This window comes from Lawsonia intracellularis PHE/MN1-00 (assembly GCF_000055945.1).
GTDB classification, from domain to species: Bacteria; Desulfobacterota; Desulfovibrionia; order Desulfovibrionales; family Desulfovibrionaceae; genus Bilophila; species Bilophila intracellularis.
In genome coordinates this window covers 986,196-1,007,146 of sequence record NC_008011.1, presented here as the reverse complement: position 1 = coordinate 1,007,146, position 20,951 = coordinate 986,196, and the positions used below count along the sequence as shown (strand labels likewise).

21 protein-coding genes, 2 tRNA genes and 1 other RNA gene are annotated in these 20,951 nt (G+C 33.2%); 10 read left to right on the top strand and 14 right to left on the bottom strand.

Going from position 1 to position 20,951, the window contains the following annotated elements:
* Positions 1 to 48 precede the first annotated feature (48 nt).
* Positions 49 to 750 (bottom strand): Bax inhibitor-1/YccA family protein, encoded by a 702-nt coding sequence (locus tag LI_RS04430; protein WP_015353788.1) that lies wholly within the window; start codon positions 748 to 750, stop codon positions 49 to 51.
* A 334-nt stretch (positions 751 to 1,084) separates the two neighbouring features.
* On the opposite strand from LI_RS04430, the gene LI_RS04425 reads away from it, so the two are divergent.
* The 7 genes from LI_RS04425 (at position 1,085) to LI_RS04395 (ending at position 5,465) form a co-directional block, all read left to right on the top strand.
* Positions 1,085 to 1,474 carry a hypothetical protein gene (locus tag LI_RS04425; RefSeq protein WP_011526892.1) on the top strand — a complete coding sequence of 130 codons (390 nt, stop codon included), beginning with the start codon at positions 1,085 to 1,087 and terminating at the stop codon, positions 1,472 to 1,474.
* Positions 1,475 to 1,560: 86 nt separating this feature from the next.
* Positions 1,561 to 1,636, top strand: a tRNA-Thr gene (locus LI_RS04420).
* 193 nt (positions 1,637 to 1,829) lie between these two features.
* Positions 1,830 to 2,264 carry a PaaI family thioesterase gene (locus LI_RS04415; RefSeq protein WP_011526891.1) on the top strand — a complete coding sequence of 145 codons (435 nt, stop codon included), beginning with the start codon at positions 1,830 to 1,832 and terminating at the stop codon, positions 2,262 to 2,264.
* A gap of 9 nt (positions 2,265 to 2,273) precedes the next feature.
* On the top strand, positions 2,274 to 3,095 hold the full coding sequence (gene menB, locus LI_RS04410; protein ID WP_011526890.1) for a 1,4-dihydroxy-2-naphthoyl-CoA synthase: 822 nt from the start codon (positions 2,274 to 2,276) through the stop codon (positions 3,093 to 3,095).
* Positions 3,096 to 3,193: 98 nt separating this feature from the next.
* Positions 3,194 to 4,282 (top strand): AMP-binding protein, encoded by a 1,089-nt coding sequence (locus tag LI_RS04405; RefSeq protein WP_011526889.1) that lies wholly within the window; start codon positions 3,194 to 3,196, stop codon positions 4,280 to 4,282.
* Positions 4,283 to 4,336: 54 nt separating this feature from the next.
* Positions 4,337 to 5,014, top strand: coding sequence for a nucleoside recognition domain-containing protein (locus LI_RS04400; protein ID WP_011526888.1), 678 nt, complete (start codon positions 4,337 to 4,339; stop codon positions 5,012 to 5,014).
* Entirely contained in the window at positions 5,007 to 5,465 is a 459-nt protein-coding gene (locus LI_RS04395) for a YjiG family protein (protein WP_011526887.1), read from the top strand. Before LI_RS04400 ends, LI_RS04395 begins: the two co-directional genes overlap by 8 nt.
* Positions 5,466 to 5,555: 90 nt before the next feature.
* On the opposite strand, the gene LI_RS04390 is transcribed toward LI_RS04395, so the two are convergent.
* The 6 genes from LI_RS04390 to glmU form a co-directional block, all read right to left on the bottom strand.
* Positions 5,556 to 6,296 (bottom strand): glycosyltransferase family protein, encoded by a 741-nt coding sequence (locus LI_RS04390; protein WP_015353787.1) that lies wholly within the window; start codon positions 6,294 to 6,296, stop codon positions 5,556 to 5,558.
* A 100-nt stretch (positions 6,297 to 6,396) separates the two neighbouring features.
* Positions 6,397 to 7,959 (bottom strand): ribonuclease Y, encoded by a 1,563-nt coding sequence (rny, locus tag LI_RS04385; RefSeq protein WP_011526885.1) that lies wholly within the window; start codon positions 7,957 to 7,959, stop codon positions 6,397 to 6,399.
* Between the two features lie 124 nt (positions 7,960 to 8,083).
* Positions 8,084 to 8,263, bottom strand: a non-coding RNA gene (ssrS, locus tag LI_RS07445) — 6S RNA.
* A 55-nt stretch (positions 8,264 to 8,318) separates the two neighbouring features.
* A complete protein-coding gene (zapA, locus tag LI_RS04380; protein ID WP_015353786.1) occupies positions 8,319 to 8,582 on the bottom strand; it encodes a cell division protein ZapA in 264 nt (87 codons plus the stop codon).
* A gap of 17 nt (positions 8,583 to 8,599) precedes the next feature.
* Positions 8,600 to 8,833 (bottom strand): cell division protein ZapB, encoded by a 234-nt coding sequence (zapB, locus tag LI_RS04375; RefSeq protein ID WP_015353785.1) that lies wholly within the window; start codon positions 8,831 to 8,833, stop codon positions 8,600 to 8,602.
* Between the two features lie 98 nt (positions 8,834 to 8,931).
* Complete coding sequence (glmU, locus tag LI_RS04370) at positions 8,932 to 10,305, bottom strand: bifunctional UDP-N-acetylglucosamine diphosphorylase/glucosamine-1-phosphate N-acetyltransferase GlmU (protein WP_011526884.1); 1,374 nt, start codon at positions 10,303 to 10,305, stop codon at positions 8,932 to 8,934.
* Between the two features lie 160 nt (positions 10,306 to 10,465).
* Here glmU and queC point away from each other — a divergent pair, with 160 nt between their 5' ends.
* A complete protein-coding gene (gene queC / locus LI_RS04365; protein ID WP_011526883.1) occupies positions 10,466 to 11,182 on the top strand; it encodes a 7-cyano-7-deazaguanine synthase QueC in 717 nt (238 codons plus the stop codon).
* Between the two features lie 48 nt (positions 11,183 to 11,230).
* Entirely contained in the window at positions 11,231 to 11,869 is a 639-nt protein-coding gene (queE, locus tag LI_RS04360) for a 7-carboxy-7-deazaguanine synthase (RefSeq protein WP_011526882.1), read from the top strand.
* 6 nt (positions 11,870 to 11,875) lie between these two features.
* Here the strand turns inward: queE and LI_RS04355 are convergent, their stop codons facing one another.
* Positions 11,876 to 12,865, bottom strand: coding sequence for a hypothetical protein (locus LI_RS04355; protein ID WP_011526881.1), 990 nt, complete (start codon positions 12,863 to 12,865; stop codon positions 11,876 to 11,878).
* A 434-nt stretch (positions 12,866 to 13,299) separates the two neighbouring features.
* Between LI_RS04355 and LI_RS04350 the strand changes: the two genes are divergently transcribed.
* Positions 13,300 to 13,686 carry a hypothetical protein gene (locus tag LI_RS04350; protein WP_011526880.1) on the top strand — a complete coding sequence of 129 codons (387 nt, stop codon included), beginning with the start codon at positions 13,300 to 13,302 and terminating at the stop codon, positions 13,684 to 13,686.
* Between the two features lie 24 nt (positions 13,687 to 13,710).
* On the opposite strand, the gene lon is transcribed toward LI_RS04350, so the two are convergent.
* From lon to LI_RS04320, 6 genes are all read right to left on the bottom strand, one after another.
* On the bottom strand, positions 13,711 to 16,164 hold the full coding sequence (gene lon / locus LI_RS04345; RefSeq protein ID WP_011526879.1) for an endopeptidase La: 2,454 nt from the start codon (positions 16,162 to 16,164) through the stop codon (positions 13,711 to 13,713).
* 87 nt (positions 16,165 to 16,251) lie between these two features.
* Positions 16,252 to 17,505, bottom strand: coding sequence for an ATP-dependent Clp protease ATP-binding subunit ClpX (gene clpX / locus LI_RS04340; protein WP_011526878.1), 1,254 nt, complete (start codon positions 17,503 to 17,505; stop codon positions 16,252 to 16,254).
* Between the two features lie 275 nt (positions 17,506 to 17,780).
* The gene (clpP, locus tag LI_RS04335) at positions 17,781 to 18,410 is read right to left on the bottom strand and encodes an ATP-dependent Clp endopeptidase proteolytic subunit ClpP (protein ID WP_011526877.1); all 630 of its coding nucleotides are present in this window, start codon (positions 18,408 to 18,410) and stop codon (positions 17,781 to 17,783) included.
* A 156-nt stretch (positions 18,411 to 18,566) separates the two neighbouring features.
* Positions 18,567 to 19,859 (bottom strand): trigger factor, encoded by a 1,293-nt coding sequence (gene tig, locus LI_RS04330; RefSeq protein ID WP_011526876.1) that lies wholly within the window; start codon positions 19,857 to 19,859, stop codon positions 18,567 to 18,569.
* A 292-nt stretch (positions 19,860 to 20,151) separates the two neighbouring features.
* A tRNA-Leu gene (locus LI_RS04325) sits at positions 20,152 to 20,235 on the bottom strand.
* Between the two features lie 173 nt (positions 20,236 to 20,408).
* Positions 20,409 to 20,951 (bottom strand): 2-oxoacid:acceptor oxidoreductase family protein, encoded by a 543-nt coding sequence (locus LI_RS04320; RefSeq protein ID WP_011526875.1) that lies wholly within the window; start codon positions 20,949 to 20,951, stop codon positions 20,409 to 20,411.

Below are 20,951 nucleotides of genomic sequence, written 5' to 3'. Positions count from 1 at the left end.
TTTATTATTCTTAATAAAAGCCTTACATAAATAAAAATTATAAAAATATTAGCGACGATCGCCCATAAGTCTTAACATCATTAAAAATAAATTAATAAAATCAAGATAAAGTGTTAAAGCTCCTAAAAGAGCCCCACGTCGTATAGCTAAAGAATCATTTAAAGGGGCATTCTCACCAAATGTACGAATTTTTTGTGTATCATAGGCTGTAAGACCTGTAAAAATCAATACACCAATGGCACTAATAATAAATTCCATCATTGGACTTTTTAAAAATATATTAACAACCATAGCTATAATTAAACCAATTAACCCCATAGTCAAAAAACTTCCCATACTTGTTAAGTCACGCTTAGTTACTGTACCATAAATACTCATTGCAGCAAAAGTTCCTGCAGTTGTAACAAAAGCTTGTACAACAGATGTTCCTGTATAAACAACTAAAACAGAGGATAAAAAAGCCCCCATTAACAAGCTATATAAAATAAATAACAATGTTGCTGCAGTAGAAGATAAACGTGAGATCATAGTACTTAAAACAAGAGGAAGAGCAATAACAGCTATAGCAAGAATAACAAGGCTTAACGTATTACTGAATAATGTTTGAAGTAAAGCTGGTGAGTTTGCAACATAAAAAGCTGATCCTGCTGTCACTAACAAGCCTATGGTCATCCACCAATAAACATATCTCATAAATATAGAAGTAACAGAGGATGCAACTCCTTTGGTACCATCACGAAGAATCTCCATTTTAACCTCCAAAAATGCACCCACTCAACTATACTGAGTCAGTTCATTTGTATCTCTATAGATATAAATTAAGACTAGGTATAAATAATATAATCACTTTATTTAGTCAAAGCAATACATAGATCTAATATGATTTATAACAACTATAACATAACTTATAAATAATTATAATCCAAATTTACTGTTATATTTATTATAACAGCTATAGCCTCTTCTTTTCAAATGCTTATAGTAAAAGTCTAGCAGAGTTACTAGTAATACACTTGTATTATGTTAAAAGCCATTAGTATTAAGGAGAAGTTATTTCCCCTAAACACAAAAGGAGAAAGGAATTATGAAACGTTTAGTTATAGTACTTTCTATTGTATGTGTTTTATCTGCTGCAGAATCAGTTTTCGCTCTTAATAAAAAGCTTGATATCATGAATGGCTCCCAAATGGACATTTATACATTAAAAGTTTCCCCAACAAATGCTAATCAATGGGAAGAAAATCTTTTACAAGAAGAGACCCTTAAAAATGGTGATAAAGCAATGGTTGAAATCAGTAGAACAGAAAATGCTGAAGCATGGGATATTACTGTAACAGATAAAAATGGGAATGAATCTAGTTGGATTGGGTTACCATTAGATAAGGCAGGGGATGTTACACTTCTTCCTGATGGACAATACCTTACAGATAAAGATATGACTATAGATAATATGAAAAAAGTAATGAAAAAATAATATAAAATAGTACATAATACTAATTTCCTATTGCTTGACTTGCAGTTAGTGGCAAGATATGTAGCCTTAGGGCATTATATATACTTGCCAGCATAGCTCAGTTGGTAGAGCAGCTGATTCGTAATCAGCAGGTCTGGAGTTCAACTCTCCATGCTGGCTCCAGAAAATCTTAAGCCTTTACAGTTTTAACTGTAGAGGCTTTTTACTATATTAAAACTTATTTCCAAATAAAAAATTTTTCAGTTATTGAAAAACTAGACCTAATAATATTAACAGTATATTATAATAACTCTATATAGCCCAGCTCTATTATTAGCTAACTTATTAAAATATTTTATCCTCTCCCAATATACCTATGAAAAACTCTCAACAACATAACATAATAACATACAATACTAAATACAAAAATTCTCTTATTGGACATCTTGGTATCCTATTCCATGAGAGTAAACTAGGTACAGTGATTGCCTCTATGCCTGTGACAAATCATACATCTCAACCATTTGGTTACTTAAGTGGAGGTGCATCCCTTGCATTAGCAGAAAGTATTGCAGGTCATGGCTCATATTTATTATGTCTTGAAAATGAATTCCCATGTGGAATTCAAGTTAGTGGGAACCATATTAAAAATGTTCCTATTGGTAAACTTGTTAAAGGGAAAGGACAAATTATACATAAAGGAAATACCACACATCTATGGCATATAGATATTGTAAATGAGGAAGAAGAGATAGTTTCAACAGCACGTGTTGTAAACCATATTATAAAAAGTAACTCAAATAAAGGTTAGTATAATTATATGTCAAATTATGCATGGGAATCCATTACAACATATAAAGAAATTTTATTCCAATATTACAAAGGAATAGCAAAAATAACTATAAATAGAGAGCGTTATCGTAATGCATTCACTCCTACAACAACATTTGAAATCAGTAATGCATTATTATATTGCCGAGAATGCCAAGATATTGCTGTTGTTATAATAACAGGTTCAGGTGATAAAGCCTTCTGTAGCGGAGGAGATATGAATGTTAAAGGTCGTGGTGGATATATTGATGAAAATGGTGTCCCACGCCTTAACATATTAGATGTACAGAAACAAATTCGCTTTCTACCTAAACCAGTTATTGCTATGGTTAATGGTTATGCAATAGGAGGGGGGCATGTATTACATATTGTATGTGATCTAACAATTGCATCTGAAAATGCAATATTTGGTCAAACAGGACCTCGTGTGGGGAGCTTTGATGCTGGACTTGGCTCATCATATCTAGCACGTATTGTAGGACAAAAAAAAGTACGAGAAATTTGGTTTTTATGCCGTCAATATACTGCACAGGAAGCTCTTACGATGGGTCTTGTAAATAAGGTTGTACCACTAAAAGATCTTGAAAAAGAAACCGTAGCATGGTCAGAAATAATAATGCAACATAGCCCATTAGCATTAAGAATGATTAAAGCTGGTCTAAATGCTGAGCTTGATGGACAAATTGGAATTCAAGAACTTGCTGGTGATGCGACTATGCTTTACTATCTAACAGATGAAGCACAAGAAGGTAGTAATGCTTTCTTAGAAAAACGTAAACCTAACTTTAAGCAATACCCCAAATTACCTTAATATAACCACACAAAATATTATTAAATTAATCCCCACTAGCTAGTAATAATACCTTTACACGATCTTAGTAAGATATTTCTCAAATTAAAGATAAACATATGTTTGAATTTAATATAGAAAGACAATCTATCCTTATCAATGGGGAAAAATTTTCTAAAACAAATATATTAAAAAACAACAAGAATGAAAAAATTCAAAGTGAACTTTTTCAATTTCTTAAGGAATGGTTTAATCAGTCAATCACAATTCAAGTATCTACATCTGGCTCTACAGGGAAGCCAAAAACTCTCCATGTAAAAAAAACTTGTATGCTACAAAGTGCTTATTTAACATGTTCATTTTTAGGATTAAAGCCTAACGATACTGCTTTACTATGCATGCCTCTAAAGTATATTGGTGCAAAAATGGTTGTAGTTCGCTCCTTACTTGCTGGACTTAACTTACTCTATGTTACACCATCAAGTAGACCTCTTAAACAAATAAAAAGTTCACCTACTTTCGCTGCTATGACCCCTATGCAAGTCTGTACAACACTTGAATATAAAAAAGACACAACATATCTAAAAAATATCAAACATCTTATTATTGGTGGAGGATCTATTGATACATCACTATCAAAAAAATTAGCAGATTTCCCTCATGCTGTTTGGTCAACGTATGGGATGACAGAAACACTTTCACATATTGCCCTTAGGAAACTCAATGGAGTAAATGCTTCTGAGTGGTATACACCCTTTAAGAGTATAAAAGTCTCATTATCACCAGAAGGAACACTTGTTATAACTGCTCCAAACATATGTAAAAAACCACTTGTTACAAATGATATTGCTGAAGTAAATGAATGTGGTAATTTCCGAATAATTGGACGAAAAGATAATATAATCAATAGTGGAGGAATAAAAATACAAATTGAACTAGTAGAAAATCTACTAAAAAAATTTATATTACAACCTTTTATAATAACCTCTATTCCTGATCATAAATTCGGAGAACTTGTTGTTATCCTTGTAGAAAAAAAAGTATGTGATTACTTAGCTATTTGTAAAGCCAACCTACCTTTATACTGGTGCCCTAAACATGTCATTCAGGTTCAAAAATTACCAAAAACCGATACAGATAAAGTAAATAGAGCTAAAGCTAAAGAACTAGCATATAAAATTTTTTCACAACAATTTAATAGTAAATAAAAATATTATATTTTGATAATACAACCAAACTTATAATAAGGGGCAAAAATAACAATGGAAAAGAATACCCATATACCCCAAATTGACCAAAGTAAAAAAATAAAAATAAGTTCATATATTATACTTATACTTGTTATCCTCTTTTTTTCTGGATATTTCTCAAAATTTCAAAACTGGCTTGGTATCATGGACTTCAGTAGATTCATTGGTAAGTTTGGAACAATAGGAGACTCAACACCTACTACATTTGTAGGACTAGGTGGTTCTGGAGCTTGTCAGGGATTTTTATTCAGTCTTTCTCTTATCCCTGGGATTATGTTAGCACTTGGGATTGTAGAACTTGCTGAACACCTTGGTGCACTATATGCTGCACAACACTTATTAACGCCATTAATGAAACCTTTGTTTGGATTACCTGGGATTTCAGGGCTTGCACTTATTAGCAGTCTACACAGCTCTGATTCTGCTAGTGTAATGACTCGAGAGCTGTATGATAAAGGCTTTATTTCTAATAATGAAAGAACAATATTTGGTGCTTTTCAATTTTCTGCAGGAGCAGCAGTCACAAATTATCTTACTACAGGTTTAGCCTTATTCCCATTTCTTTCTGTAAAAATTATTATTCCCCTGTGTGTTATACTTTTCTATAAAGTGGTGGGAATGAACGTCATACGTCTTTACCTTATACTAGTTACACAAAAAAATGTTACTATAGAGCAAACCCATGGTTAAACAAAATATTAATGATGTCTTTATAGCTGGATTACGTAAAGGCTGGCAAATGGGAACCATGAATCTCCTGCCAAACGTCATTATGGCTTTTGTACTTATACAAGCATTAAATATAATAGGGTTACTAAAAATTATTGGAGAACTATTTGCCCCTATTATGTCAATATTTAGTTTACCTGGTGAAGCTATGACAGTCTTGCTTACTTCATGGCTTTCAGCTGTGGGAGGTGTTGGCGTAGCGGCTAGTCTCTGCACTGAAGGTATCCTTAATAGCACCCATATTAGTATACTTATTCCTGGGATATTTCTAATGGGTGGACAGCTCCAATATATGGGACGTATTCTTGCAGTAGCCGGGATAGAACCTTCACACTATAAGGTATTATTTCTTATTAGCATAATGAATGCAGCCATGGGAATGCTCACAATGAAATACATTATTATTCACTAGGACTAAAGATATTACAACTAGTTAGTGAATAACTATACTTATTCCTATATTAATCAATAATCTTTAAAGTAAACTAAAAAATATTTATTATCAAAAAGTAAATGATGAATATTGTTCTTTCATACTTTCAATTTGCTGTTTCCACTCTATTCCTAACCTCTTTCTAAAAAAAACTTCTTCAGAAAAAGCAGCAGTCTCTATAAAGCCCTTAATATTTTTGGCGGAGCCATGTTGAATATGACGTATAACCATAGAGTGATCTACTACAAGAAGCCACCCTTTTCTATCAGAACGTATAGATATCCATAAATCTACGCCATATCCATATAAGTTATCCAACGCATCTATGCCACCTATAGAATCAAGACATGTAAGGTTGTATAGTGCAGCTACACCATCTATCAGCTTCACTTGACTATAAGAAAAATCTTTCCTATTGCACATTTGTGGATGATAGCTATTATACATTAAAGATGGACTCCATATACCAACTAACTTTCCTGTTGCTCTCTCTATACGTTGAATAGAAGCATACGCTTTTGCTAAATATGAGCCATTCCCTATAAATGTAATATCATTATTAAGAAACCATAAATGTGTAAACCCCATTTCTTTTACAAGAAGAAAACAATAAGATAGAGCACCAGCCCAATACAAATTTGAACTACTACGCTTCCATGCATTAGGATATGGTACTTGAGATGCATTATCAAAAACAAAGATAGAAGATTCTACAATATCACTTTGTGAAGTTTTTTCACAAAGTGCTCTATATACTTTTTCTGTAAGCTTTGGATTCCCATAGTGTAAAATAATAGTAGCAATACGCATTAATGTTCTACATCTCATTTTAACAAGATAAGTTACATCTAATTAACTACCTAGTTTGTAATAACGCTCTCTATAAATATTAACAAACTATATATCTCAGTTATTTTGCATACCCAACAGCACGATGTTCTCGAATTACCGTAACTCTAATTTGACCTGGGTATGTTAAACTTTCTTCAATTCTTCCAGCAATATCTTTACACAAAAGGTATGTTTGATCATCACCTATGGAATCTGCATCAACCATTACACGGACCTCTCGTCCTGCTTGAATAGCATACGCTTTAGATACCCCTTCAAATTCACCTGCAATATTTTCAAGATGCTCTAAACGTTTAACATAGCTTTCAAGAAGCTCTAGTCGTGCGCCAGGCCTTGCACCAGAAAGACAGTCTGAAGCTTGAACAAGAATAGCAAGGGCAGTTTCTGGTTTCCCTTTCTCTTCATGGTGTGCTTCAATTGCATGAACAATCTCTTCAGTTTCATTGAATTTTTTTGCTAACTCAGCACCAATAATAGCATGAGAACCTTCTACTTCATGATCAACAGCTTTTCCTATATCATGGAGTAAACCTGCTCTCTTTGCCTTTTTGATATCAACACCAAGTTCTGCAGCCATCATACCACATAATGATGCAACTTCTATAGAATGACGTAACACATTTTGCGTATAACTAGTACGATAGTTCAACTGGCCTAAAATACGTATAAGCTCAGGATGAATACCATAAACACCAATATCAAATGTAGCTTGCTCGCCTATTTCCCGAACTTGAATTGCAAGATCTTCCTCACATTTCCGAACAATTTCTTCAATACGTGCTGGGTGAATACGTCCATCTTGAATAAGACGTTCAAGTGCCATTTTAGCTACTTGACGACGCATAGGACTATAAGCAGATAAAACAACAGTTTCTGGAGTATCATCAATAATAAAGTCAACACCAGTTGCAGACTCTAATGCACGAATATTTCTCCCCTCACGACCAATAATGCGGCCTTTCATATCTTCACTGGGGAGTGTAACTGCAGTTACTGTATGTTCAGAAACATAATCACCAGCATAGCGCTGTATAGCATTTGCAATAATTTCTTTTGCTTTACGATTAGCAGTTTCAACAGCTTCTGCTTCAATAAGTCGCATCATTTTTGCTGACTCATGGCGAGAACGGTTTTTTACCTCTTCAAATAGAGATTGTTTTGCCTCTTCTACAGTTAATCCGGAAATTTTTTGAAGCTGTTTTTCTTGTTCATCTATACGACTTTTTAGCTGCTCTTCAAGAGTTAAAAGATTACGTTCTTTAATAGAAAGCTCTTTTTCTACTTTTAAAATTTCATGCTCTTTTTCTGCAGCTCTTTCAAGACGTTCTTCTAATCTTTCGCTTTGGACCTGAAGCTTTTTGTCTTTTATACTAAGCTCCTTCTCCCTTTGTTTAAAATCAAACTCAAATTCTTTTTTTTGATTAAAAATTTCATTTTGTCCCTGGAGCAAAATTTCTTTTTTTTGTGCTTGCCCTTCTTTTCTGGCCTCTTCAACTATACGTATAGCTAATTCTTTTGCATCCCCAATATATTTTTTACTCACTTTTTTATAAAGAAAAATCCCTGTACCTCCTCCAACAAAAAGAGAACTTACTGTACAGAGAACAAGTATAAACGACATAACTCCTCCCCCAATAATGTCGAAACAAATAAGCTCTAAGCCAAAGCAAATAATAAAAGGACTTATGGTAAGGAGTTATGTATAACTTATTAAACCTAATAACAGGTTAATTTATCTTATATAAATAGTACCCAAGGACGCCGTATACATGCAGATTCAGAACCTGAATAAAACCAGGTGGGAACTATTAGCTAACGTTTAGGTATACTCACATGGAGTAAACACACCTGTTAACATAATAGTAATTCCATTTTTTTACTTGTGAGGTTAGCATCATACAAGTCCACAAACGCCCCAGGTAATTTCTTAGGCTTATCAACACATATTATATCTTATCAACATAATATTTAAGCTTTAAACTAACCTATCTCTTCTATACATTTCAGCAATGATGAAAAACGGCTTTCAAGCTCATCTAACTGTTGCTGTGATTGCAATAAGTCATCTACTACACCTAAAACCAAAAGCACTAGCAGTTTATCTCTGCTAAGCTGTCCTCCACAATTTTTTAACCTTTCATACTGCTCTTCTATAAAAGCTCTTGCTTGCTCAATTCGCTCAGGATCTGCTTGAGCTTTAAAAGAGATGTCCACACCAAGGACATTGAATTGAAAATTATGCATTATGGTTTACACTACCACTAGGATGGTATGTTAGTTTCATGTATTGTTGCAAGCAAGTTATCAATACGCTTATGGATCTGCTCATGAATACTCTGCTCTCTTTCTAATGCTTCTTTAAGTACACGATTCTCTTCTCTCATCTCAGCAAGACCAACAGAGGTTACCTTTAACATGTTATTTTCCTCTCGGAGAAGAAGAATTTCCTTATATAAATCCATCACTCGCTGTTCTAAAAGATCAAAAAGTTCCATAAAATTATTCTATGTCCTTTCCTAAAAGATAGCAATACTATATTCTATGAGATACTTATACAAATACATTATCTATCTCATCATATTACCAAATAAAACTACTTCCGCTTAGAAAAATTTTTCTGTTTTCCTCTAGCTATAGAAACCATATTTTCAGGAACGTCTCTAATAATCACAGATCCAGCACCAATTAATGATTTTTCTCCAATAGTCAAAGGTGCAACAAGAGCTGTATTACTTCCTATAAAAGCTTTTTTACCTATAAACGTATGATGTTTGTTTTCTCCATCATAATTACATGTTATTGTCCCAGCACCAATATTACTTTCATCACCAACAATAGCATCCCCAATATAGCTTAAGTGATTTATTTTTACATGCTTTCCTAATTGTGTTTTTTTGATTTCAACAAAATTTCCTATACAAACTTGCTCCTCTAAATGACAACCTGGCCTTAATCTCGCATAAGGACCTATAGAACACTTATCTTTTATAATAACTGTATCTAAGTGACAAAAAGAGTAAATACATACATCATGTGATATTGTAGTATTTTTTATCCAACTATGTGAATAAATAATGGATCCAGAGGCTATATATGAAGCACCGTAAATTTCACAGGGACCATAAATTTCTACACCAGGTTCAATAGTTGCAAAAGGACTAATACGGACACTTTCAGGAGAATGAATAATAACACCAGATTGTAATAGCTTTTCTATAATAAAAGCTTGCTGAATTGACTCCACATACGACAAATCTTTTGGAGTATTAACTCCTAAAAAATGCCAATCTTCCTCAAAATAAATAGAATCAACTAGATAACCATTTTCTACTGCCAGTTCTATTATGTCTGTAAAGTAATATTCTTGACTTTTATTTTCATTTTTAATCATAGGTAAACATTTATCTACAACTTCTAAAGAAAAATAATAGAGTCCTGCATTAACTTCTACAGTAGTATCATGTTGTAATGAAGGCTCAATATCTTTTGCCTCAATAATGGAATAAATTTTCCCTTCTCTTCTTAGAATTCGACCATAATCATTAGGTAAAGGAAGTTTTAAGGTTGCAAACACAAAGTCTGTCTTATCAGATTTTTTTATGATACATTCAAGTAAATCTGATGTAATAAGTGGCATATCTCCATTTATTACCATAAGTCGTTTAATTCTTGACTGTTGTAATACCGGTAGAGCTATTGACACAGCATTAGCCGTACCAAGCTGTTTTTCTTGATAAATAAAATTTAACGATAGGTCACTACATATAGACTGTATAAGAGATGAACCATGGCCAATGACTACCCAAATATTACTTCCAAATAGTGGTCTTAGTGCTGAAATAACATGGAATAATAGTGGTTCTCCTAATAGTGTATGAAGAACTTTTGGTTTATTAGAACACATACGGGTTCCTTTACCTGCAGCTAAGATAAGAGCAGCACTATGAGTACAAGCATCCTGATCCATAAAAAACCTCTTATTTTAATCTTGCTATTTTAATAACCTTATAGTTAAAAAAGAAAAATAACATCTCTTCACATCATTATAATAATTATATATAATTATGCTCTTAAAAAAACAATCTTAACAAAACTAATTATCAATATAAGCTCATACTATAATTAATATGTATCATCTAAATCAAAAAGCGTTACTTCTTTTTTCTGGAGGACAAGATTCTGGAACTTGTCTTGGATGGGCGCTTTCTAACTTTAGCCATATCATTACTATTGGTTTTAGTTATGGACAGCGACATAGTGTTGAAATGCAATGTCGCACTAATATACGGAATAAAATATCAAAACTGTCAAAAATCTGGGAACAACGACTGGGTGAAGACTATATTTTTTCTCTTGATATTTTTTCTCAACTAGGTGAGACAGCTATAACATCAGAGTTGGAAATTGTTTTTGACAAACAAGGCCTTCCAAATACTTTTGTACCAGGAAGAAATATTTTCTTCCTCACAATAGCAGCAGCATTTGCATGGAGAAATAGTATACGCCATCTCATAATAGGTACCTGTGAAACTGACTTTTCTGGTTACCCAGACTGCCAAGATAACAGTATAAAAGCAACCCAACTGGCTTTAAGTCTAGGACTAGGGGAAGATATAACAATACATACCCCTTTAATGTGGCTTACAAAAGCACAAACATGGGAACTTGCCCTACATTTAGGTGGCTCTAAATTTGTAGATCTTATACGTAATGAGACGCACTCATGCTATCTTAATGATCATACTACATCTCATGAGTGGGGATATGGATGTGGTACATGTCCAGCTTGCAAACTTCGAAAAAATGGATGGGAAACATTTTTAATGAAAAAAAGAGCTAATTAATATTAATCTCACTACATAACTAATTACTTGAATAGGCAAAAATAATAAATGTCATTTTATATCAAAGAACTTTTTTATACCATTCAAGGTGAGGGAGTACAAACAGGTCGACCTGCTGTATTTTGTCGTTTTTCTGGATGTAATTTATGGTCTGGAAAAGAAAAAGATAGAGCAATAGCAAAATGTCAATTCTGTGATACAGACTTTTTAAACGCTGATTTTGGTATCTTAGATTCTGAAGAACAATTAGTAGCTAATATTCTTCAAACATTTCCTCAAAACAACTATACCCATCCTAGCTATAAACCATATGTTGTTTTTACTGGTGGAGAACCATCATTACAGCTAAATCAAGTTATTATAAACCTACTACATAAATACCATATTGAAATAGCTATAGAAACAAATGGAACAATTCCTTTACCAAAACACATTGATTGGATTACAGTCAGTCCTAAAGAGGGGAATGAGTTAGTAACCACTGTAGGGAATGAACTTAAACTTGTTTGGCCTCAACAAAACTGTGACCCTGAAAAATATTTAACCCTTGAGTTTGATAATTTCATTTTACAACCTAAAGATGACAAAAACTTAAGTAATAATATACAAATATGTATTGAGTACTGTATGAAACACCCCTATTGGAAACTAGGATTACAATCACATAAGTGGATTGGTATCCGATAGTAATAATTATTCAGTACATGATTGAGAATTAGGTGCATCACCCTCACCACATATTCCTACTTTATCAAACTCCAAAGAAAGCATATCATCATCTTTACCTACTACAGGCAAATGATTTGTCTTAATGCTAGAAAGCAACATAGCTGGTGTACCCCTAAACTCTAATAAAGGCATACGCCCATCTCCATCTTTTAAAACATGAGATCTATTAATCCACAACTTTAACTGTAACAATACATGGTTGGGAGATAACTTTTCTAATGTAGTGAGTGGCTGAGTTGAGATAGATAAAGAAAAAGCTTCTGCTAGTGTAAATTTTTTACTTTTAAGAAGCTGTTCAAGTTTAGCAATCACTGCAATATCACTGGACTTTTCTGCCACAGGATACCATGAACTTTTTTGAACTTCAGACTCTGCTAAATTCATTATAAGCTTTTGACATGCCGTACATGAAGGTGAAAAATATATCGCAACAGATGATGAAGAACTGGTATCTCCAACAGGTAAAGCCCATGGGGGGACTGCACCCTTAATCACTAGAATTATATTTAATAAAAAGAAAAACCACCAACATATTAATATTAAAGAACGATTATTTTCTACATCTTCTGAATCTGACTCAGCTAAAAAAACTCTTTTCCTAAAAAAATAAAATGTTAAAGCAAGTAATAACCCAACAAACATACATGCCATACAAGGAAGTGTCATTACCATAGTTATAAATAAGATAATATCAATACATAATCCAACTCCAGCAATAAATAATCCTAATTTAGCCCTCCCAATTACTGCTAATATAGCAAGAAGTCCAAATCCCAAAATACCAAACCACCAAAATGTTAATCCACCAAATTCACCACCTTGGTATAGATTACAGCCAGAAGATATACATGGTACAGTAGATGGAGCTAATAAGTTCCAAAAACAGAAAAGGATACCTAATATACTTAAAATAAATGGTAAGATAAGGATACCATGTGTTTTATTTTCTCCCATGGTGCACCTCTATCAAAAAATTTTTATGACTCTACAAAACTAAATAGCCTTTTTTTATTATTGGGTAAAGTATAATGTATTTAAATATTAGCTGCATAAATAAAATCATTTAGCTTCTAAGACTATATGTATATATTCCAATTCTAGAAAAATAGAAACTTTCCTCCCAACAATAAAAAAAATTATAATAACACTGCTATCTTTTTAGTATATTTATTTTTTATTGCTCATCTTCTTTAATAAACTTTATTTTTTATAGTCAGACATTGACTTGAATTTAGCATGGATCACAATAAACCTATTATAATAAATTAGTAAAAAAATAATAGTAAGTTAATAAAAATAGATAGACTATCAAATTAGCAGGTTGACAGAAGTTAAAAGGTATTCATATAACCTATATCAAATATCAAATATTTTTTATAAGGTATTATATGTTTAAAGAAAAAATCACTACAATGAGCCAGGCTCTTAATGTACTTAGGGTCCTTGATGATAATACATCATTAGGAAAACTTGTTTGCTCTGGTATACAACAACTCATAAAATTAGCAGAGCCAATGGATAAAACTATCCCAAAAAATTGTCCTTTTAAACAACATTTCTTCCATACATTAAATAATTTACCTCTATGTGATGAAGGGCATTGGCTCGAATTATTTGAAGATCTTGCCTACTTTTTCAAACAATACTATACATCATTCCCTGACTCTTATATCCCTATTGAGTGTCAACAGGTTATGAAATATTTTGAATCTTGTGGTGAATGGACCCCTCAAGATGGGAAACTTATTAGTATAGGATACTGGGCAACAAGTTAAGATAGCTATATTTTATTATAGTTATTATTGTGCTGTAGTTATTTCTACAGTATGTCGTCGTAAAGAAGTAGTAAATGGCTCATCAGTATGTATTTCTGAAAAAATATCTTCTGATTCAGAAATTAAAGCCAAGGGTAGGACTTCATCTATATGTTCTACAAACTGAATATGTAAAGCTTTGAGAATTTCTTCTGGAACTTCTTTTAAATCTTTTTCATTTTCACGAGGAACAATTACAGTAGTAACCTCTGCACGACTAGCAGCTAACAACTTTTCTCGCAATCCTCCAATAGGTAAAACACGTCCCCGTAAAGTCACTTCTCCTGTCATTGCAACATCATGCCGAACAGGAATCCCTAATAATGCAGATACAAGAGAAGTTGTGATAGCTATCCCAGCAGAAGGACCATCCTTAGGAGTAGCTCCTTCTGGGAAGTGGATATGAATATCTACTTCACTATGGAAATCTGGTCTTAATCCAAACATATCAGAACGGGAACGTACATATGAAAGTGCTGCACGTGCAGACTCTATCATTACTTCTCCCAACTTTCCTGTTGTAGAGACATTTCCTTTACCTGGCATAATTACTGATTCAACATTAAGTAATACACCACCTACACTTGTATAAGCTAATCCATTAACAACACCAATTTTAGGCGTTTTTTCACTCTCATTTATACGATATTTTTTCACACCAAGAAGTGAACCTAAGTTTTGTCGTGTAATAGAAATAGTCTTATCCATATCATTCTTTTCAACAAGTTTTATAGCAACCTTACGACAAAGAGCAGCAATTTCACGTTCTAGATTACGTACTCCAGCCTCTCTTGTATAAGAACGAATAACCTCTGTTAATGCATTTTCAGAAATACGTATATTTTCAGGTTTTAATCCATGTTTTATAACCTGTCGAGGCAAAAGAAAATCTTTAACAATATGTTTCTTTTCTACTTCAAGGTAACTAGAAAGTTCTATAATTTCCATACGATCTTTTAGTGGAGCAGGAATCCCTTGAAGTGAATTTGCAGTAGTAATAAAAAAAATCTGAGAAAGATCATAGTCTAAATCAAGATAGTGATCATTAAATGTACTATTTTGTTCAGGATCAAGCACTTCTAATAAAGCAGAAGCAGGATCTCCTCTAAAGTCTGCACTCATTTTATCTATTTCATCAAGACAAAATAATGGATTATTATACTTAACCCTCTTTAGAGCAGTGATAAGTTTACCTGGCATAGCACCAACATAGGTACGACGATGCCCACGGATCTCAGCCTCATCACGAACACCTCCAAGGGACAACCTGACATACTCACGCTCTGTAGCCTTAGCTACAGAGCGTGCTAAAGATGTTTTTCCTACTCCTGGGGGACCAACAAGACACAAAATAGTCCCTTTACAAGAACCTGTAAGTTTTTGTACAGCAAGGTATTCTAAAATACGTTGTTTTGGTTTTTCTAGACCATAGTGATCCCTATCAAGTATTTGTCTAGCATTTGAAATATCAATCTCTGTTTCTTTCACTTCATTCCATGGAAGCTCATAAACCCAATCTACATAATTACGGACAACTGCATACTCTGCTGCAGAAGGGGACATATGTTTAAGTTTTTTTAACTCACTTAAACCTTTTTCTCTTGCATATTCAGGCATATTTTTTTCAAAAAGTTTTTTTTCTAAATCAGCTAATTCAGCTTGAGGATCATCATCTCGCCCCATCTCTTTTTGAATTGCCTTTATTTGTTCACTCAAATAGTATTCTCTATGATTTCTCTCCATTTGAGTTTTCACACGGCTTTTAATTCTCCGTTCAATTGTACTAACTGTAATTTCTCCACTCAATAGCTCATATACTTTTTCAAGACGAGCAACAGGATCTAATTGTTCTAAAACAGACTGTTTCTCAATGTAGTCTACTTTTAAATGAGGCATTATAGCATCAGCAAGTCTTCCAGGATCACGTAAACCTGAAATGGCAGCTAATGCTTCTTGAGTAATCTTTTTATTATTTTTTGTGTATTCCTCTAAGGCTTCATGGGTGGCACGAACAAGTGCTTCACTTTCTAGAAAAGAAGCTGTAGATTCTTTGACAGCTTTCACCATAACTTTATGAAAACTTTCAATACTTTTCTCAGAGTCTAAGTGTTCCCAATGTACTCGATATAAACCTTCAAAAAGAACTTTTATTGTGCCATCAGGAAGACGTAAAAACTGTAAAATTCTACTTACAACTCCAATAGGATATAAACTTTCAAGAGAAGGCTTCTCTACTTCTGGTTCACGCTGTACTACCAAACAAATTTTTCTATCATAATTAGTTACAGCATGCTCTATTGCTTTTATAGATGCCTCTCGACCAACAAACAATGGAATAATAGAGTGGGGAAACATAACCACTTCACGCAATGGCATAAGGGGCAGTTCAACATACTCATCATCTAAAGTTTGTTTATGCTCATCTCCTAATGTATGCATGAAAAGCTCCTTTTACAGACATAAACTTTCTCTAGCTATACCTATTTATAACTAACTAATTTTATTTACCTTAATCTTTTCTTCCAATTATAGAGCTACTTGTACTTCTGAATCATAAATATACAATGGCTCACCATTAGTATTTATCACAACATCATTAATAACACACTCTTTCACCCCAACCATAGAAGGAAGTTTATACATAATATCAAGCATAATTGACTCCATAACATTACGTAATCCACGAGCACCTGTTTTACGTTCAATTGCTTTATGCGCAATAGCTTTTAAGGCATCTGATGTAAACCTTAATGTTACATTGTCTAACTCAAACAATTTCTGATATTGACGTGTCAAAGCATTTTTAGGTTCAACTAACACTCTAACAAGATCTTCTTCGCTTAAATCATCAACATGCGTTAATACAGGGATACGACCTACAAACTCTGGGATAAGTCCAAACTGAACAAGATCATTTGGATGTACCTGTTCAAGTAGTTGTCCAAGAGGACGCTCTTTTTTACCAGAAACTTTAGCCCCAAACCCCATGGAACCACCACGAATTCTTTGCTCTACAATTTTATCAAGCCCAATAAATGCTCCACCCACAATAAATAAAATATTTGATGTATTCATACGAATAAATTCTTGTTGTGGATGTTTACGTCCACCTTTAGGTGGGATATTTGCTTCTGTACCTTCAATAATCTTAAGGAGAGCCTGTTGCACACCCTCTCCAGAAACATCTCTTGTTATAGAAGGACCATCACTTCTACGAGAAATTTTATCTATTTCATCAATATAAATGATCCCTTTACTTGCAGTATCAAGATCATAGTCTGCATTCTGAAGAAGTTGGACAAGAATATTTTCCACATCCTCCCCGACATATCCAGCCTCTGTTAATGTTGTTGCATCAGCTATTGCAAAAGGTACACGTAGAATTTTAGCTAGTGTCTTTGCTAAAAGTGTTTTCCCACTTCCTGATGGTCCAACTAAAAGAACATTACTCTTTTCTAATTCAACATCTCCATGCTCTGAAGATATTTTTTCTGCATAGAAAACACGTTTATAGTGATTATGAACAGCTACTGCTAAAATTTTTTTAGCCTCTTCCTGTCCTATAACATACTCATCAAGCCTTTCCTTTATTTCTTGGGGTGTGAGTAGTTGCTCTTCTACTGTTTCTAACTCCTGACGAACAAGAATTTCGTTACATGAAGCAATACAAGCATCACAAATATGAACGCCATCTCCTGCTATCAACTGCTTTACTTCATACTCCCCTTTCCCACAAAAGGAACACAATAATTGAGGATTTTTTTCATCATTTCTACTCATGCTTATTCCTTACCATATCAAAATTAAACAAAACAATAATCTTTCTTAAGAGGATATGTTAGTTAATCTATCAGATGGGTTTTATAGGCTATAGTTAGCATTAGTTAGTGCAAAAATCATACTTAATAAAAGGACTAATAAAAAACAAGGGTGGATGAATAGTTAGATATAATTATTACTAAACCTTCAAAAATCCTATGCACCTTAATTGAATTAGCCATAACTTATATTAGTACTTTCCATAACATTCTAAAACAAAAAGGAAACTATATAACTTATTCTGTTTTTTCATGCTCTATATCTAAATCTTTTCGGGAAACCAAGACTTTATCAATAAGTCCATAAGCTTTAGCATCTTCTGCCGTCATAAAATAGTCACGCTCAGTATCTTGTGCAACCTTTTCAAGTGACTGTCCTGTCTGCTCCATCAAAATTTCATTTAACCGTTGACGCATACGTAAAATTTCTCTGGCATGGATATCAATATCTGTAGCTTGTCCTTGGTAACCGCCTAATGGCTGATGAATCATTACCTGGCTATTAGGTAAGGCATAACGCATATTTTTTTCACCAGCAGCTAATAACAAAGCACCCATACTTGCGGCACGCCCCATACAAACCGTTGCTACATTTGGTGTAATATAGTTCATAGTATCATATATTGCGAGACCTGCAGTTACTGAACCTCCAGGGCTATTAATATATAAATAAATTTCTTTTTCTGGATCCTGTGACTCTAAAAATAAAAGTTGTGCACAAATAAGGGATGCTACTTGATCATTTACTTCTGTACCAAGAAGAACAATACGATCTTTTAGTAGTCTTGAGTAAATATCATAAGCTCTTTCATTTCTTCCGTTATTTTCAACAACAATAGGGACTGTCATATTAAAAATATCATCCATTAAGGATCTCCATACTTAGGATAATAAATTAGTTAATAAATAATAGATATCATAAGAATTAACTAATAAAGTATATAACTCTGTCAGTTAAATGACTTTATCTTGTTTAACTAGTTATCTTCTAGTAAAGACATGGGATAAAATCCTCAAAAATTTCTACTGCTCTACTTCTACTACATTTGCTTTATTATATATAAGTTCCATTGCCTTTTCTGCAAGGAGATGATCTTGTAACTCATAAACTAAACCACTACGGTAATATGCGTCACGAAATTTATTATAGTCTTGTCTAGCACGAATAGCCATATTATACAAAGCTCTTTCTACCTCTTGCTCCATAACAACAAGTTTCTCTTTTTCCGCCAAAGCCATAAGAAAAATTTGAGGACGAAGAACAGCTAATGCTTCCACTTTTGCATTATTATATAACTCTTCTTCTGATTCTGACCGTTCCTCACCAGTTTGAACCTGCACCGTTTGTTGTGAACGAATATTATGATCTCCTAATATTCGTTCAATTCTTGTTTCTAGCATTGTTTCAGGAACATCAAATGTAACTTGTTCTAATAGACCATTTATAAGCTTCTTCATTGCATTTGATTTAGCATTTTGCTTTTTCTTAATCTCAAGCTGTACTTTTGCAGCCTCTCTGAGTTTATCTATATCTTCATATCCAGCTTTTTTAGCAAAGTCAGCATCTAGCTCTGGAAGAATAGATGTTTTAATACTGTTAAGCTTAATATGAAAATCAATACTTTTACCTGCTAAACCCTTATGAGCATAATCTCTAGGGAAATTCACAATACCAACTTTTTCTTCACCAACCTTAGCTGTTTTAACTAACTGCTCAAAATCTTCTAATGCCTGTCTTTGACCTAAAGTTAAAACAAAATGTTCACCACTAACATCAGTTACTGGAGAACCATTTTCAAATCCTTTATAATCAACATCAACAACATCTCCATTTTGAGGGGAACGATCTTCTTTAACATCTACTAACTCTGCCATAGCTAGCTGAATATTCTTAAGAAGCTCTGCAACTTCTTCATCTGTTACTTTTACAACATCTTGGTGAACTTCAAGTCCTTCATAGTTAGGAAATGTAATTTCAGGTAAAACTTCAAAGGTCAATGTAGAGGAAAAACTCTCATTACGAATAAAATCTGTATCTTCTGTCAGTAAATTACATAGTGGCTTGATATGCTCTTTTTGAAAAATTTCTTTTATATAAATTTTTAGTGTCTCTTCTGTTGCTTTATTAGTAATTTCTTCTGAAAATTTTTTAAAGACAACACTATTAGGAACTTTCCCCTTACGAAAACCTGGTAAAGAAAGATCTTTTTTATATTGAGCAATAACACTATCTAAAGCTGTATTCACCTCATCAGGGGTTAAAGAGATAGTAAGTTTCTTTTTTGTAGGAGAAATAGACTCAAGAACAAACTCCATAACAAAACTCCTTGATTGAGTTATAGTAACAAAAGCAACATATACTTGCCATGTTCTAATATGGGATTAACTAGTAACAGATGAATAAAATAAAAAAATGTGTATTACTTAACCTCTTGTAATACAACGCTTATTATTTCATACATAACTACTTTATTGTTACCAATAGTATAATACTAAATAAAAAGAGGACTCACAAATAGGCATTCTTTATTGTTCTATAAAGAAATGAGTTTATCGTAGGAGAATTATCTTGTCTATAAACAAGCTACTAATTTATAGATATAATCAGTGGTGCGAGAGGAGAGACTTGAACTCTCACGGCATAACCGCTGGATTCTAAGTCCAGTGCGTCTACCAATTCCGCCACTCTCGCACATAATAAAAGCATTTATACCTAGTTGCTAAAAATTATAATCAGTTCATTGCCTTTTAAATTATATCTAACTTACTAATAGTGTTAAAAAGACTTAAATTAATATAGTGAGACAAAAATAGTATAATATATAATGTGCTAAATTATATTCTAATGACTATTGTAGTCAAGACTTATGCATAAAAAGTATACCCTGCTTCAAGAGCAGCTATATTACTAGGAATAAGATGATGATAATGTGAAGAAATGACTCTTTCTAATGCACTTATAACAACATCAAGAGATAAACAGCCTGTAGCTTTTAAAAAAGCTCCTAAGGCCACCATATTAGCACCTTTAATATTACCTATTTTATCTGCGAGTTCATTAGCAGGAACACATACTGTTTTTTTAGATGGGTCAATAGCTTCTTTTTCTATCATTGATGTATTAACAATTTGCACTCCGTCTGCACAGATACGATGTTGGAATTTATCTAACGATGGTTGGTTCATAATAATTGTAGAAAGAGGAGAAATAACTACAGGAGAACCAACTAATTCTTCAGAAATAACTACAGTACAGTTAGCTGTCCCTCCACGCATTTCTGCTCCATATACAGGGAAATATGTAACATTCCTTCCAGCCTCCATACCTGCTTGCGCTAAAAGGTTACCAATAAGCATAACCCCTTGCCCACCAAAGCCTGCTATAACAACATTATGATAGGATACCAT

Bases quoted from the DNA above. Each gene is read 5' to 3' on its own strand.
- LI_RS04430 (WP_015353788.1), bottom strand. From the start codon at position 750: ATGGAGATTCTTCGTGATGGTACCAAAGGAGTTGCATCCTCTGTTACT.
- LI_RS04425 (WP_011526892.1), top strand. From the start codon at position 1,085: ATGAAACGTTTAGTTATAGTACTTTCTATTGTATGTGTTTTATCTGCT.
- LI_RS04415 (WP_011526891.1), top strand. From the start codon at position 1,830: ATGAAAAACTCTCAACAACATAACATAATAACATACAATACTAAATAC.
- menB (WP_011526890.1), top strand. From the start codon at position 2,274: ATGTCAAATTATGCATGGGAATCCATTACAACATATAAAGAAATTTTA.
- LI_RS04405 (WP_011526889.1), top strand. From the start codon at position 3,194: ATGTTTGAATTTAATATAGAAAGACAATCTATCCTTATCAATGGGGAA.
- LI_RS04400 (WP_011526888.1), top strand. From the start codon at position 4,337: ATGGAAAAGAATACCCATATACCCCAAATTGACCAAAGTAAAAAAATA.
- LI_RS04395 (WP_011526887.1), top strand. From the start codon at position 5,007: ATGGTTAAACAAAATATTAATGATGTCTTTATAGCTGGATTACGTAAA.
- LI_RS04390 (WP_015353787.1), bottom strand. From the start codon at position 6,296: ATGCGTATTGCTACTATTATTTTACACTATGGGAATCCAAAGCTTACA.
- rny (WP_011526885.1), bottom strand. From the start codon at position 7,959: ATGTCGTTTATACTTGTTCTCTGTACAGTAAGTTCTCTTTTTGTTGGA.
- zapA (WP_015353786.1), bottom strand. From the start codon at position 8,582: ATGCATAATTTTCAATTCAATGTCCTTGGTGTGGACATCTCTTTTAAA.
- zapB (WP_015353785.1), bottom strand. From the start codon at position 8,833: ATGGAACTTTTTGATCTTTTAGAACAGCGAGTGATGGATTTATATAAG.
- glmU (WP_011526884.1), bottom strand. From the start codon at position 10,305: ATGGATCAGGATGCTTGTACTCATAGTGCTGCTCTTATCTTAGCTGCA.
- queC (WP_011526883.1), top strand. From the start codon at position 10,466: ATGTATCATCTAAATCAAAAAGCGTTACTTCTTTTTTCTGGAGGACAA.
- queE (WP_011526882.1), top strand. From the start codon at position 11,231: ATGTCATTTTATATCAAAGAACTTTTTTATACCATTCAAGGTGAGGGA.
- LI_RS04355 (WP_011526881.1), bottom strand. From the start codon at position 12,865: ATGGGAGAAAATAAAACACATGGTATCCTTATCTTACCATTTATTTTA.
- LI_RS04350 (WP_011526880.1), top strand. From the start codon at position 13,300: ATGTTTAAAGAAAAAATCACTACAATGAGCCAGGCTCTTAATGTACTT.
- lon (WP_011526879.1), bottom strand. From the start codon at position 16,164: ATGCATACATTAGGAGATGAGCATAAACAAACTTTAGATGATGAGTAT.
- clpX (WP_011526878.1), bottom strand. From the start codon at position 17,505: ATGAGTAGAAATGATGAAAAAAATCCTCAATTATTGTGTTCCTTTTGT.
- clpP (WP_011526877.1), bottom strand. From the start codon at position 18,410: ATGGATGATATTTTTAATATGACAGTCCCTATTGTTGTTGAAAATAAC.
- tig (WP_011526876.1), bottom strand. From the start codon at position 19,859: ATGGAGTTTGTTCTTGAGTCTATTTCTCCTACAAAAAAGAAACTTACT.
- LI_RS04320 (WP_011526875.1), bottom strand. From the start codon at position 20,951: ATGGTATCCTATCATAATGTTGTTATAGCAGGCTTTGGTGGGCAAGGG.